Annotated in this window: 8 protein-coding genes; 1 reads left to right on the forward strand and 7 read right to left on the reverse strand. The window is 70.3% G+C overall.

Annotated features, from left to right (window positions below):
- Nucleotides 1–13 precede the first annotated feature (13 nt).
- The 7 genes from ACFYR3_RS10860 to ACFYR3_RS10890 all read right to left on the reverse strand — a co-directional run bounded on the left by ACFYR3_RS10860 (nucleotide 14) and on the right by ACFYR3_RS10890 (nucleotide 9869).
- Entirely contained in the window at nucleotides 14–1762 is a 1749-nt protein-coding gene (locus tag ACFYR3_RS10860; protein ID WP_355839879.1) for a S8 family peptidase, read from the reverse strand.
- Nucleotides 1763–2237: 475 nt separating this feature from the next.
- Complete coding sequence (locus ACFYR3_RS10865) at nucleotides 2238–3461, reverse strand: PAC2 family protein (protein WP_355839877.1); 1224 nt, start codon at nucleotides 3459–3461, stop codon at nucleotides 2238–2240.
- Nucleotides 3462–3717: 256 nt separating this feature from the next.
- Nucleotides 3718–4389: a FadR/GntR family transcriptional regulator gene (locus tag ACFYR3_RS10870; protein WP_389282484.1), complete on the reverse strand. Its 672-nt coding sequence runs from the start codon at nucleotides 4387–4389 to the stop codon at nucleotides 3718–3720.
- A gap of 193 nt (nucleotides 4390–4582) precedes the next feature.
- Nucleotides 4583–6199 carry a glycerol-3-phosphate dehydrogenase/oxidase gene (locus tag ACFYR3_RS10875; protein WP_355839873.1) on the reverse strand — a complete coding sequence of 539 codons (1617 nt, stop codon included), beginning with the start codon at nucleotides 6197–6199 and terminating at the stop codon, nucleotides 4583–4585.
- Nucleotides 6200–6218: 19 nt separating this feature from the next.
- Entirely contained in the window at nucleotides 6219–7757 is a 1539-nt protein-coding gene (gene glpK / locus ACFYR3_RS10880; RefSeq protein ID WP_355839872.1) for a glycerol kinase GlpK, read from the reverse strand.
- 116 nt (nucleotides 7758–7873) lie between these two features.
- Nucleotides 7874–8668, reverse strand: a complete 795-nt coding sequence (locus ACFYR3_RS10885; RefSeq protein ID WP_355839870.1) for an MIP/aquaporin family protein — start codon at nucleotides 8666–8668, stop codon at nucleotides 7874–7876.
- Nucleotides 8669–9104: 436 nt separating this feature from the next.
- On the reverse strand, nucleotides 9105–9869 hold the full coding sequence (locus ACFYR3_RS10890) for an IclR family transcriptional regulator (RefSeq protein ID WP_355839868.1): 765 nt from the start codon (nucleotides 9867–9869) through the stop codon (nucleotides 9105–9107).
- A gap of 269 nt (nucleotides 9870–10138) precedes the next feature.
- Between ACFYR3_RS10890 and metH the strand changes: the two genes are divergently transcribed.
- On the forward strand, nucleotides 10139–13666 hold the full coding sequence (metH, locus tag ACFYR3_RS10895) for a methionine synthase (RefSeq protein ID WP_355839866.1): 3528 nt from the start codon (nucleotides 10139–10141) through the stop codon (nucleotides 13664–13666).
- The last annotated feature ends 60 nt before the right edge of the window (nucleotides 13667–13726 follow it).

The following is a 13726-nucleotide window of genomic DNA, read 5'->3' on the forward strand; positions in this document are numbered from 1 at the left end:
GAGGACCGGGTCCTCAGCCCGTGACGACCAGGCCGACGATCTCGTCGTCCGAGAACCAGACCCGTACGTCGGGCCGTCCCCCCGCGAAGGCGGTGTGCACCGCCTGACGGATCTCGGGGGACGGGTTGTTGAGGTTGCGCCAGGCACCGGACACGTACAGCCGGAGCCTCGGCGGGAGTTCGCGCGGATACGGCAGCAGCTCGTCCCAGTACCGTTCGGCCTGGCCCGAGCCGACCGCCTCCGGCAGCAGATGGGTGACCGCCGCCTTGATGTCCGGCCGGTTGCCGATCCGCTGGGACGCGGGCCGGCCCTGTGCGTCCTGCTGCGGGGAACCCGTGGCCCGCAGCACCGCGCGCGCACGCTCCGAGGACATCGGTGCCTGGCCCGCCGCCTGGAGCATGCCCTGCAGCGCGGCCAGTGCGCCGACCACCACCGGGGAGGCGGAAGAGGTCCCGGAGAACGTGTCCGTGTACCAGGCGATCTCCTCGGCGCCGCCCTGCAGATCGCCGGGCCGGTCCCAGAAGCCGCCGGTGGTCGTGACCTCGCGTCCCCAGCCCTGTGCGTCCACGCGTGCCCCGTAGTTGGAGAACGCGAGCCGTGAACGGTCCGGGCCGTGGTCGCGGCCGTGCGTGCCGGGCGGCGGTGCGCCCGCGCCGACCAGGATCGCCCCGGAGGACTGGTTGGAGGGGTTGAAGGGGTTGCGCCACCACTCGGGGAACTCCGCGGGGCGTCGCTCGTACAGCGCGTCGTCGAGCGACTCGCCGCCGTTGCCGGCGGCCGCCACCACGAGGATGCCCCGGGCGGTCGCGTACTGGATGGCCGCGAAGTTGTCGGGCCACCATTCGAGCGCTATGTAGCCCGCTTGGCTGTCGCGCTCCTCGAAGTCGAACCGGGGCCCCGGGGCCTGCAGTTCGACCAGGATGATGTCGCCGGGGCTCAGCCGTTCCGCCGCGGCGTGGATCGCCGCGGCCGTTCCGATGCCCTGGAAGGACGCGGCCGCGGTCACGGCGTCCGGCGCGATTCCGGTGATCCCGTGCTCATTTCGGTCGCCGCCGATCACGCCGATGGCGGCGGTGCCGTGGTTGCGCCAGGCGAGGTCCGTGTGAGGCGTGCCGACGACGACGCCGGCGAGCTTCGACGCCAGGTCCTCGTGCCCGAGCTGCCAGGCGCCCTCCACGTCGATCACGGTGACGCTCTGGCCCGAACCGCCCGGCCGCTGCCAGGCCCAGTACGCGTCGACGCCCTCGGGCGCCGGGCGCAAGTAGCCCTGCCGGCTGGTGAAGTCGGGGGTGACGGGCGCCCCTTCCTTCAGCCGCTGGCTGTCGTCGGCGCTCTGCCCGGTCCAGGGTGCCGATCCCCGCGAGGCGGGAACGGCCCCGGGCTTCACATACGCCGTGTCGATCTCCGGCAGTGCGGCGATCCGTGCGCGAAGTTCCTGGGCGCGGCTCTCCACGCCGCGCACCCGGTAGAAGAGCGCGAGGTCGGGCCCACCCCCGGTGCCCGTCGCCGCGGACTGCTGAAGCCGTTCCTCGCTGCCGAACAGCGGCTCCAGAGCGAGCTGTTCGTCACTGAGGAACATGTTGAGGGCCGAGACGTCGGCGCCTGCCGCCGACCGGACGCCCTCGGCCCGTGCACGCAGCCGGGCCTCCGGTCGTGCGACGACGATCAGCTCCTGCTCGGCTCCTCGGTAGGTGAATCCCGCTCCGTCGGGCCCCGGCCCGGACGTTCCCGGGCCCTGCGCCGGCTGTACCTGGTCGGTCATCGCGTACCGCTCCCTTCGATCCCTGGGGTGCCGGTCCCTGCGTGTGCCGTTCGTTGCGTGTGTCGTACGCCGTGCCGTGTGCTGTCCTCCGGTCGGCGCCTTGCGCCCTGTCCCGTTGCCGGGCGGCGCCCTCGGGGCACAACCTGGCACGCCCACGGCGTCCCGTCCACCCCGTCTTCGGCAACTTGGTTTGAAAACAAGTTGAATTGGGAAACCTGTGCAATCCGTCCTGAAACAGATGTCACGCCGAATTCACGCCAAAGGCTACGGAGGCGCATGTCATGTGGTGGGGCGACAAAGGCCGTTGACTGGCGGGAGCGCGACCGGACAGCACCGCCGTGGGCGTGATGGACCGGGGTCGGGCATCGGCCCCGACGGCCGGAAGGGGCGGCACGCGTCGCGCGTGCCGCCCCTTCCGGATCGGTCAGGGTGGAGGGTCCCTCGGAATGGGCCCCCGAAAGTCAGTCCCCGGAACTCAGTCCTCGGAGGAGTCCGACGTGCCGGAGGGATCGGAGGAATCCGCCGCGTCCGAGGGGTCCGACGTATCCGTGGAGTCCGGCGTGCCGGGCGCCTTCGACGTGCCCGAGGTGTCCTTCGAGGTATCCGAAGGGTTCTTGGGTCCCTTTGAGCCCTTGGAGCCGGGCTCGCGGTCCTGGGCCTCCGTGTCGGGGCCGTCGGCGGCCTCGCCCCGCTCCGATTCGTTGTACGACTCCTCGTCCGACCCGGCGTCCTGCCCGGTGTCGGACTCGGGGCGCTGCGTCAGCGGCGGCCGGGTGCGGCCGCCGGGAGTGTCGCGGAGGTACGAGGCCGGCTCGCCGCTCTCCGTCGCGTGGCCGCCGGCCCCCGCCGTCGGACCGCCGCCGTCCCTGCGGCGCAGATAGCGCTCGAACTCGCGGGCGATCGCCTCGCCGGACGCCTCCGGCAGCTCGGCGGTGTCCCGGGCCTCCTCCAGCGTCTGCACATACTCGGCGACCTCGCTGTCCTCGGCGGCCAGCTGGTCCACGCCCAGCTGCCACGCTCGCGCGTCCTCGGGCAGCTCGCCCAGCGGAATGCGCAGGTCGATGAGGTCCTCCAGGCGGTTGAGCAGAGCCAGCGTCGCCTTCGGGTTGGGCGGCTGCGACACGTAGTGCGGTACGGCCGCCCACAGCGACACGGCCGGTACGCCCGCGTGCGTGCACGCCTCCTGGAGGATGCCGACGATGCCCGTGGGGCCCTCGTACTTGGTCTCCTCCAGGTCCATCGTGCGGGCCAGGTCGGAGTCGGAGGTGACTCCGCTGACCGGCACCGGACGGGTGTGCGGGGTGTCGCCGAGCAGTGCGCCCAGGATCACCACCAGCTCAACGCCCAGCTCGTGCGCGAAACCGAGCAGTTCGTTGCAGAACGAGCGCCAGCGCATCGAAGGCTCGATGCCCCGGACCAGCACGAGATCGCGCGGCTTCTCGCCGCCGATCCTGACCACCGACAGACGCGTGGTCGGCCAGGTGATCTTGCGTACGCCACCGTCCAGCCACACGGTGGGACGGTTCACCTGGAAATCGTAGTAGTCCTCGGCGTCCAGCGCCGCGAACACCTCGCCCTTCCATTCCCTGTCGAGATGCGCGACCGCGGCGGAGGCGGCGTCGCCGGCGTCGTTCCAGCCTTCGAACGCGGCCACCATGACTGGGTCGATCAGCTCGGGAACCCCCTCCAGCTCGATCACCCAGCGCCTCCTTCCGATGTGCCCTCGCGTACGCCTCAACCTTACGGCGTGCCGAGGGGGCCTCCGCAGCCCCCTTGCACGGGGGAGTGAACGGATCACTGCCCCGTCGAGGGCCCGGAAACACGCGCGCCCCGCGACCCCGGGCCGCCGCGCAGTCGTCCGAGGTGTCCCTGGCCAACCTGCCCGGGGACCGGGGACGTTGCCGCGGGCCCGCACCACAGGTCGGATGACCGGGAGAGATCCGATGTCCCATGAGCTAGAGCGTGGATCTGATCCACTGCTCCGCACTCGCGATGTGCACGGTCGCCCAGGACCGGGCCGCCTCGGCGTCCCGGTCGCGCAGGGCGGACAGGATGGCGCGATGCTCGCGCAGGGTGCGGCCGGCCGCGTCCTCCTGGGCCGGACCCCGCCGGACGCGGGCCCGGGTGGTGGGTCCGGACAGGCTCTCCAGCAGGGAGCACAGCACCGAATTGCCCGAGGCCGACGCGATGCCCCGGTGGAAGTCCAGATCGCAGGCGACGAGTTCCGCCACGGACGGGTCCGGACCGAGTCCGTCCAACTGGGCGGTGAGCGCGTCCAGTTGCTGCTCGCTGATGCGGGCGGCCGCCATCGCCGTGGCCGCCGGCTCCAGGATGCGCCGCACGGCGAGGAACTCCAGAACTGTGTCGTCGCGGTGGAAGTCGACGACGAAACCCATTGCTTCGAGGAGGAGTTGCGGGTCCAGGCTCGTGACATACGTGCCGTCGCCCTGGCGCACGTCCAGGATGCGGATGAGGGACAGGGCGCGGACCGCTTCCCGCAAGGAGTTGCGGGACAGCCCGAGTTCGGCCGCCAGTTCGTTCTCCTTGGGGAGCCGGTCGCCGGGACGCAGCGCGCCGGAGACGATCAGCGCCTTGATCTTCTCGATCGCCTCGTCGGTGACTGCCATGGCGGGACCTCCCTGTCGCTCGGAATGTCCCTCAGACATCCGATGTCTCGGGGGACATTATGAGGTCCAGCAGGCTGAACGGGGGCGTCCGGCAGACCGCGCGGTGCCGATACGTACGTGGGCGTGAGGGGTGGCACGCGCGTGAGGGGCGGCACCCCCCCGTGGGAGCCGCCCCTCACCCGACCGTGCGCGCCTACTTGTTGTCGAGCACGTCCTGCACCTTGCCGCGGACGTCGTCCGTGGCGAGACCGCGGATCGTCAGCGTCGTACGGCGGCGCAGCACGTCGTCCGCCGTCTCGGCCCACTCGTTGTCCCGGGCGTACACGACCTGCGCCCAGATCTCCGGGGCGTCCGGGTGGACGCGCTCGCCGAGCGCCGGGTTCTCGTTGGCCAGCCGGGCGATGTCGAAGGCCAGCGAGCCGTAGTGGGTGGCCAGATGCCGGGCCGTGTCGGCGGCCATACGCGGGCCGGGCGCCGGGCCGTCCACCAGCAGACGGTGGGCGACCGCGCGCGGGTTGGCGACGCCGGGGAGCGGCATCCTCTTCGGCAGTTCGGAGATCGGCTCGAAGTCCTCGCCCAGCGGGTGGCCCGGCAGCGCCTCCAGCTTCTTCATGACCGTACGGCCGATGTGCCGGAAGGTGGTCCACTTGCCGCCCGCGACGGACAACATGCCGCCCCGGCCCTCCGTGACGACCGTCTCGCGCTTGGCCTTCGACGTGTCGCCGGGGCCGCCCGGCAGCACCCGCAGACCGGCGAAGGAGTACGTGATCAGATCACGCGAGAGCTGCTGGTCGCGTATGGAGAACGCGGCCTCGTCGAGTATCTGGGCCGTGTCCTTCTCGGTGACCGAGACGTCCGCCGGGTCGCCCTCGTACTCCTCGTCGGTGGTGCCGAGCAGGAGCATGTCCTCCCACGGGAGCGCGAAGGTGATGCGGTACTTGTCGATCGGGGTGGCCAGCGCGGCCTTCCAGGGGGAGGTGCGCTTCAGGACCAGGTGCGCGCCCTTGGACAGGCGTATGGAGGGAGCCGCGTCCGGGTCCTCCAGCTTGCGCAGGTGGTCGACCCACGGGCCGGTCGCGTTCAGCACGAGCCGGGCGTTCACGCCGAACTCGTCGCCGGACAGCCGGTCCCGCAGCTCCGCGCCGGTCACCCGGCCCCGGGTGAAGCGCAGGCCCGTGACCTCGGCGTGGTTCAGGACGGCGGCTCCCGACTCGACGGCCGCGCGGACCGTCATGAGAGCCATCCGGGAGTCGTTCATCTGGTCGTCGCCGTACACGGCCACGGCCTTGAGGTTGTCGGTGCGCAGCTCGGGCACGTCCTGCGCGGCCTTGGAGGGGCTGAGCAGATGGCCCACGCCGTCACCGAAGGCCGACAGGGCGGAGTAGGCGAAGACGCCCGCTCCGAGCTTCGCCGCGCCGTGCGGCCCGCCCTTGTACACGGGGAGGTAGAACGTGAGCGGGTTCGCCAGGTGGGGGGCCACCTGGCGGGAGACCGCACGGCGCTCGAAGTGGTTCTCCGCCACCAGTTTCACCGCGCCGGTCTGCAGGTAGCGCAGACCGCCGTGGAGAAGTTTGGAGGAGGCGGAGGAGGTGGCGCCGGCGAAGTCGCCGGCGTCGACCAGCGCCACCCGCAGCCCGGACTGCGCGGCGTGCCAGGCGGTGGAGATGCCCAGGATGCCGCCGCCGATGACGAGGAGGTCGTACGTTGCCTTGGAGAGCTGCTCCCGGGCCTCGGCGCGGCTCGGGTTGGAGCCGGAGGCCGGGTGCGTGCCGAGGGCAGGCACGGACTGCAGGGTGGGCTGGCTGGTCATTGCGGGTTCTTACTCCTCGTCAGTTCTCGTCTTCGATCCAGCCCATGGTCCGCTCGACGGCCTTGAGCCAGCTCTTGTACTCACGGTCGCGGACGTCCGCGTCCATGTTGGGGGTCCATTCCGCGGCCCGGCGCCAGTTGGCGCGCAGGTCCTCGGTGTTGGTCCAGAAGCCGACGGCGAGGCCGGCGGCGTAGGCGGCGCCGAGGCAGGTGGTCTCGGCGACCATCGGGCGCACCACGGGGGCGTCCAGGACGTCGGCCAGGGTCTGCATCAGCAGGTTGTTGGAGGTCATGCCGCCGTCGACCTTGAGCGCCGTGAGCTCGACGCCGGAGTCCTTGGTCATGGCGTCGCTGATCTCACGGGTCTGCCAGGCGGTGGCCTCCAGGACGGCGCGCGCGATGTGCGCCTTGGTGACGTACCGGGTCAGGCCGGCGATCACACCGCGGGCGTCGGGACGCCAGTACGGGGCGAACAGACCGGAGAAGGCCGGCACGAAGTACGCGCCGCCGTTGTCCTCGACCGAGGACGCGAGTGTCTCGATCTCGGCGGCGGACTTGATCAGGCCCATCTGGTCGCGCATCCACTGCACCAGCGAGCCGGTGACCGCGATGGAGCCTTCCAGGGCGTAGACCGGCTCCTGGTCGCCGATCCGGTAGCCGACCGTGGTCAGCAGGCCCGAGTACGAGTTGATGATCTTGTCACCGGTGTTCATCAGCATGAACGTGCCGGTGCCGTAGGTGGACTTGGCCTCGCCCTCGGAGAAACAGGTCTGGCCGAACAGGGCCGCCTGCTGGTCGCCGAGCGCGGAGGCGACCGGGATGCCGCCGAGCAGGTCGCCGAGCGGGCCGCCGGTGACCTCGCCGTAGACCTCGGCGGAGGAGCGGATCTCGGGCAGCATCGCGAGCGGGACGCCGATGGACTCGGCGATCTTCTCGTCCCACGCCAGGGTGTGCAGGTTCATCAGCATGGTGCGGGAGGCGTTGGTGACGTCGGTGACGTGCTTGCCGCCGTCGACACCGCCGGTCAGGTTCCAGATGACCCAGGTGTCCATGGTGCCGAAGAGGATGTCCCCGGCCTCGGCGCGCTCCCGCAGCCCCTCGACGTTGTCGAGGAGCCAGCGGGCCTTGGGGCCGGCGAAGTACGACGCGAGAGGCAGGCCGGTCTCGCGGCGGAAGCGGTCCTGGCCGACGTTGCGGCCGAGTTCCCGGCAGAGGGAGTCGGTGCGGGTGTCCTGCCAGACGAGGGCGTTGTGGACGGGCTCGCCGGTGTTCTTGTCCCACAGCAGCGTGGTCTCACGCTGGTTGGTGATGCCGATGGCCTTGATGTCGTCGCGGGTGATGCCGGCCTTCGAGATGGCTCCGGCGACGACTTCCTGGACGTTGGTCCAGATCTCGGCGGCGTCGTGCTCGACCCAGCCCGGCTTCGGGAAGATCTGCTCGTGCTCCTTCTGGTCGACGGAGACGATGCGTCCGTCGCGGTCGAAGACGATGCAGCGGGACGAGGTTGTGCCCTGGTCGATCGCGGCGATGAAGGGGCCGGCGGTGTGTGCGTCGGTCACGGTGTGCTCCTGGTGTCCGTCGGATAGGGGCTGTCTACGGCGCGGTGCTTCAAAGCGGTGCTGTGCGGCTCGCGGCTCTTGGGGCGCGGCTTCCAAGCGTGCTGGAGCGGGGGCTCCTAAGCGAAGGCGACGTTGTATATGCCTGCTGCGATCGCGCCGCCGATGAGCGGACCGACGACCGGTATCCAGGCGTAGCTCCAGTCCGAACCACCCTTGTTGGGCAGCGGGAGCAGGGCGTGCACGATGCGCGGACCGAGGTCACGGGCCGGGTTGATCGCGTAGCCGGTGGGGCCGCCGAGCGAGAGACCGATGCTCACCACCACGAAGGCGGTGATCAGGGCGCCCAGGGTGCCCAGGCCGTTGCCGTTGTCGTTCAGGCCCTGCGTGAGGATCGCGAGGATCAGGACGACGGTGCCGATGATCTCGGTGGCGAGGTTCTGCGCGATGTTCCGGATCTCGGGGCCGGTGGAGAAGACGCCGAGGACCGGGCCCGCACCGGTCTCCTGGGCCTCGACGGCCTTGGTCCTGGTGGCCTGCGCACCCGGACCGCCGACGATCTCGCGGTCGGTGAGGTGCGCGAGGAACTGGCCGTAGTAGGCGACCCAGACCAGCGCCGCACCGATCATGGCGCCGAGCAGCTGCCCGCCCCAGTAGGTGGCGAGGTTGCTGTAGTCGTTGTCCTTGATCGCGAGCGCGAGCGTCACGGCCGGGTTGAGGTGCGCGCCGGAGAGCGGCGCCGAGATGTAGACCGCGGTCATGACCGCGAAGCCCCACCCGAAGGCGATGGCGAGCCATCCGGCGCCCCGCGCCTTGGAGGCCTTCAGCGTGACGGCGGCGCACACGCCACCGCCCAGCAGGATGAGAACGGCGGTACCGATGGTCTCGCCGATGAAGATGTCGGAGCTGGACACCCGCGACTCCTTTGTCCTTCGTCCAGGGGAAGCCGAACCCCGGGTCCCACCGGTGGTTCGTGCTCTCGGGGAGTGAGAGCGGTCTCGGCCCTGGCATTGCCACACTCTAACGCGTATTACCGGTAGGTGTTCGACAATGTCGACCGATGGACGGGAGTCTTGCTCTCGCGTAACCAGCTCGTCAAGGGCTCGGTTATCGAAAACACGATCGTTATTGATCGCTGTGTGCTATCGGTGCGTCGTCGCTGGTCCGAGGGCATACGAAGGAGGCCGGGAAGCATTCCGCTTCCCGGCCTTGTCTCCTGTGAACCTCGGACCCCGTCCCGCTCGAACCCGGGACCTGTGTGCTTCGGAACCGCCCGGTGGGCGCCGTACCCGTCAGAACCGCCTGGTGAACGCCGTATGCGTCGGAACGGCCCGGCGAACGGCGTTCGCGTCAGAACCGCCCGGCACCCAGGTCCCGCGACACCGCGCGGGCGCAGTCCCGTACGGCGGCGATCAGGTCCGGGCGCAGCTCACCGTCCTTGCACACCCGCTCCACGGCCCCGGTGATGCCCACCGCGCCGACCGGCATCCGCCGCCGGTTGTGGATCGGGGCGGCCACCGAGGCGACACCCGTCCAGGTCTCCTCGACGTCGTCCGCGTACCCGCGCGCGCGGGTCACGTCGAGGACGCCCTCGAACTCGTCCAGCTCGCTGATCGTCCGCGGTGTGAACGCCTTGCGCTCGACCTCCAGGACCTCGCTGTGCGCCACCGGGTCGTATGCCGACAGCACCTTGCCCAGGGCTGTGGAGTGCAGCGGCTGCATCGCCCCCACCTCCAGCACCTGACGGCTGTCGTCGGGCCGGAAGACGTGGTGCACGATCAGTACGCCCTGCTGGTGCAGCACCCCCAGATAGACGCTCTCGCCGCTGGAACGGGCCAGGTCGTCGGTCCACACCAGGGCACGCGCCCGCAGTTCGTGCACGTCGAGATAGGTGGTGCCGAGGCGCAGCAGCTCGGCGCCCAACTGGTAGCGCCCGGAAGCCGTGTCCTGCTCGACGAACCCCTCCTGCTGGAGGGTGCGCAGGATGCCGTGGGCGGTTCCCTTGGCCAGGCCCAGCGAGGAGGCGATGTCCGACAGGCCGAGCTGTCGCTCGCCGCCCGCCAGCAGCCGCAGCATCGCCGCTGCCCGTTCGAGCGACTGGATGTTCCGTGCCATCGCCGTGCTGCCTCCGTCCCCTTCGACCGCCGGCGTGCGACTGCCCGCTGCCGTTCGGCAATGTCGAACACTACCGGTCGTCACCGAGCTCCCGCCAATGGGTGGTCGCCCCACGTTCCGTCCGTCTCCACACCACCGACACCCACGCCACGCCCGTCCGGCTCGTGGACGCCCACGACTGATCGGCGGTGCTCCGGGCTACCCTGACGGCGTGCGCCTTCCATGGGAAGCGCAAAGCCGACAGCCGTCGCACTCCAGGGAGCACCTTCATGGCCTCGTTGCCGAACCCGTCCCTTTCGTCCGGTCTCTCAGAGGGCCGGAAGCGAACCGACGCACTCCGAGAAGCGCTCGCCACCCGTGTCGTGGTCGCCGACGGCGCGATGGGCACGATGCTTCAGGAGCAGGACCCCACGCTCGAGGACTTCGAGAACCTCGAGGGCTGCAACGAGATCCTCAACATCACCCGCCCCGACATCGTGCGCTCCGTCCACGAGGCGTACTTCGAGGTCGGCGTCGACTGCGTCGAGACGAACACCTTCGGGGCGAACCACTCCGCGATGGCCGAGTACGACATCGCCGAGCGCGTCCACGAGCTCTCCGAGGCCGGGGCCAGGATCGCCCGCGAGGTCGCCGACGCGTTCGGCGCCCGCGACGGCCGCCAGCGCTGGGTCCTCGGCTCGATCGGCCCCGGCACGAAACTGCCGACGCTCGGCCACGTCTCCTACGGCACCCTGCGCGACGGCTTCCAGGCCAACGCCGAGGGCCTGCTCGCGGGCGGCGCCGACGCGCTGATCGTCGAGACCACCCAGGACCTGCTGCAGACGAAGTCCTCCGTGCTCGGCGCGCACCGCGCGATGGAGGCGACCGGCGTCCGGGTACCCCTGCTCGTCTCGATGGCCTTCGAGACCACCGGCACCATGCTGCTGGGCTCCGAGATCGGCGCCGCGCTGACCGCGCTGGAGCCGCTCGGCATCGACATGATCGGCCTGAACTGCTCGACCGGCCCCGCCGAGATGAGCGAGCACCTGCGCTACCTCACCCGCCACTCCCGCATCCCCCTGCTGTGCATGCCGAACGCCGGTCTGCCGGTCCTGACGAAGAACGGCGCCCACTTCCCGCTCGACGCGGAAGGACTGGCCGACGCCCAGGAGAACTTCGTACGGGACTACGGCCTCTCCCTGATCGGCGGCTGCTGCGGTACGACACCCGAGCACCTGCGCCAAGTGGTCGAGCGGGTGAACGGTGTCACGCCCCCCGAGCGCAGCCCGCAGCCCGAGCCCGGTGCCGCCTCCCTCTACCAGACGGTCTCGTTCCGCCAGGACACCGCGTACATGGCGATCGGCGAGCGCACCAACGCCAACGGCTCGAAGAAGTTCCGCGACGCCATGCTGGAGGCCCGCTGGGACGACTGTGTGGAGATGGCCCGCGACCAGATCCGCGAGGGCGCGCACATGCTCGACCTGTGCGTCGACTACGTCGGCCGGGACGGCGTCGCCGACATGGACGAGCTGGCCGGCCGCTTCGCCACCGCCTCCACGCTGCCCATCGTGCTCGACTCCACCGAGGTCGAGGTCCTGCGTGCGGGCCTGGAGCGCCTCGGCGGCCGCGCAGTCCTCAACTCCGTCAACTACGAGGACGGCGACGGCCCCGAGTCCCGGTTCGCGAAGGTCACCCGACTGGCGCAGGAGCACGGCGCCGCGCTGATCGCGCTGACCATCGACGAGGAGGGCCAGGCCCGTACCGTCGAGACCAAGGTCGCCATCGCCGAACGGCTCATCGAGGACCTCACGGGCAACTGGGGCATCCACGAGTCCGACATCCTCATCGACACGCTGACCTTCACGATCTGCACCGGCCAGGAGGAGTCCCGCAAGGACGGCATCGCGACGATCGAGGCGATCCGCGAGCTCAAGCGCCGCCGCCCGGACGTCCAGACCACGCTCGGCCTCTCCAACATCTCCTTCGGCCTGAACCCGGCCGCCCGCATCCTGCTCAACTCGGTCTTCCTGGACGAGTGCGTCAAGGCGGGCCTGGACTCGGCGATCGTCCACGCCTCCAAGATCCTGCCCATCGCCCGCTTCAGCGAGGAGGAGGTCACCACCGCTCTCGACCTCATCCACGACCGCCGGGCCGAGGGCTACGACCCGCTGCAGAAGCTGATGGCGCTGTTCGAGGGCGCCACCACCAAGTCGCTCAAGGCGGGCAAGGCCGAGGAACTGGCCGCGCTGCCCCTGGACGAGCGGCTGAAGCGGCGGATCATCGACGGCGAGAAGAACGGTCTGGAGGCCGACCTCGCCGAGGCCCTCCAGGACCGCCCCGCCCTCGACATCGTCAACGAGACCCTGCTGGACGGCATGAAGGTGGTCGGCGAGCTGTTCGGTTCCGGCCAGATGCAGCTGCCGTTCGTGCTCCAGTCCGCCGAGGTCATGAAGACGGCCGTCGCCTACCTCGAACCCCACATGGAGAAGTCGGACTCGGAGGGCAAGGGCACCATCGTGCTCGCCACCGTGCGCGGCGACGTCCACGACATCGGCAAGAACCTCGTCGACATCATCCTGTCCAACAACGGCTACAACGTCGTCAACCTCGGCATCAAGCAGCCGGTCTCCGCGATCCTGGACGCCGCCCAGGAGCACAGGGCCGACGTCATCGGCATGTCAGGGCTCCTGGTCAAGTCCACGGTGATCATGAAGGAGAACCTGGAGGAGCTGAACCAGCGGGGCCTGTCCGCGGACTACCCGGTCATCCTCGGCGGAGCGGCCCTGACCCGGGCCTACGTCGAACAGGACCTGTACGAGATCTACCAGGGCGAGGTCCGCTACGCCCGCGACGCCTTCGAGGGCCTGCGCCTGATGGACGCGCTGATCGGCGTCAAGCGCGGGGTGCCCGGAGCGGTGCTGCCTGAACTCAAGCAGCGCCGGGTGCGGGCCGCCGCGGACGTGGTCGTCGAGGAGCGCCCGGAAGAGGGCCACGTCCGCTCCGACGTCTCCGTCACCAACCCCGTTCCGAAGCCGCCCTTCACCGGCACCCGCGTGATCAAGGGCATCCAGCTCAAGGAGTACGCCTCCTGGCTGGACGAGGGCGCCCTGTTCAAGGGCCAGTGGGGTCTCAAGCAGGCCCGTGCCGGCGACGGGCCGACGTACGAGGAACTGGTCGAGACCGAGGGCCGGCCGCGGCTGCGCGGACTGCTGGACCGGCTCCAGACCGACAACCTGCTGGAAGCGGCCGTGGTCTACGGCTACTTCCCGTGCGTCTCCAAGGACGACGACCTGATCATCCTGGACGAGCGGGGCAACGAGCGGACCCGCTTCACCTTCCCCCGCCAGCGCCGGGGCCGCCGGCTGTGCCTGGCCGACTTCTTCCGCCCCGAGGAGTCGGGGGAGACCGACGTGGTCGGCCTCCAGGTCGTCACCGTCGGCTCCCGGATCGGCGAGGAGACCGCCAAGCTCTTCGAGTCCAACGCCTACCGCGACTACCTCGAACTGCACGGCCTCTCCGTACAGCTGGCCGAGGCACTCGCCGAGTACTGGCACGCGCGGGTGCGCTCGGAGCTGGGCTTCGCGGGGGAGGACCCCTCCGACGTCGAAGACATGTTCGCCCTGAAGTACCGCGGCGCACGCTTCTCGCTCGGCTACGGCGCCTGCCCCAACCTGGAGGACCGGGCGAAGATCGCGCAGCTCCTGGAGCCCGAGCGCATCGGCGTCCACCTCTCCGAGGAGTTCCAGCTCCACCCGGAGCAGTCGACCGACGCGATCGTGATCCACCACCCGGAGGCGAAGTACTTCAACGCACGGTGAGGGCTCCGACGCGCCGCGGTCCGCGCCGTCACGCACACTGATCGGATAAGTCGTACACTT

Source organism: Streptomyces sp. NPDC005784, from assembly GCF_042871525.1.
GTDB lineage: Bacteria > Actinomycetota > Actinomycetes > Streptomycetales > Streptomycetaceae > Streptomyces.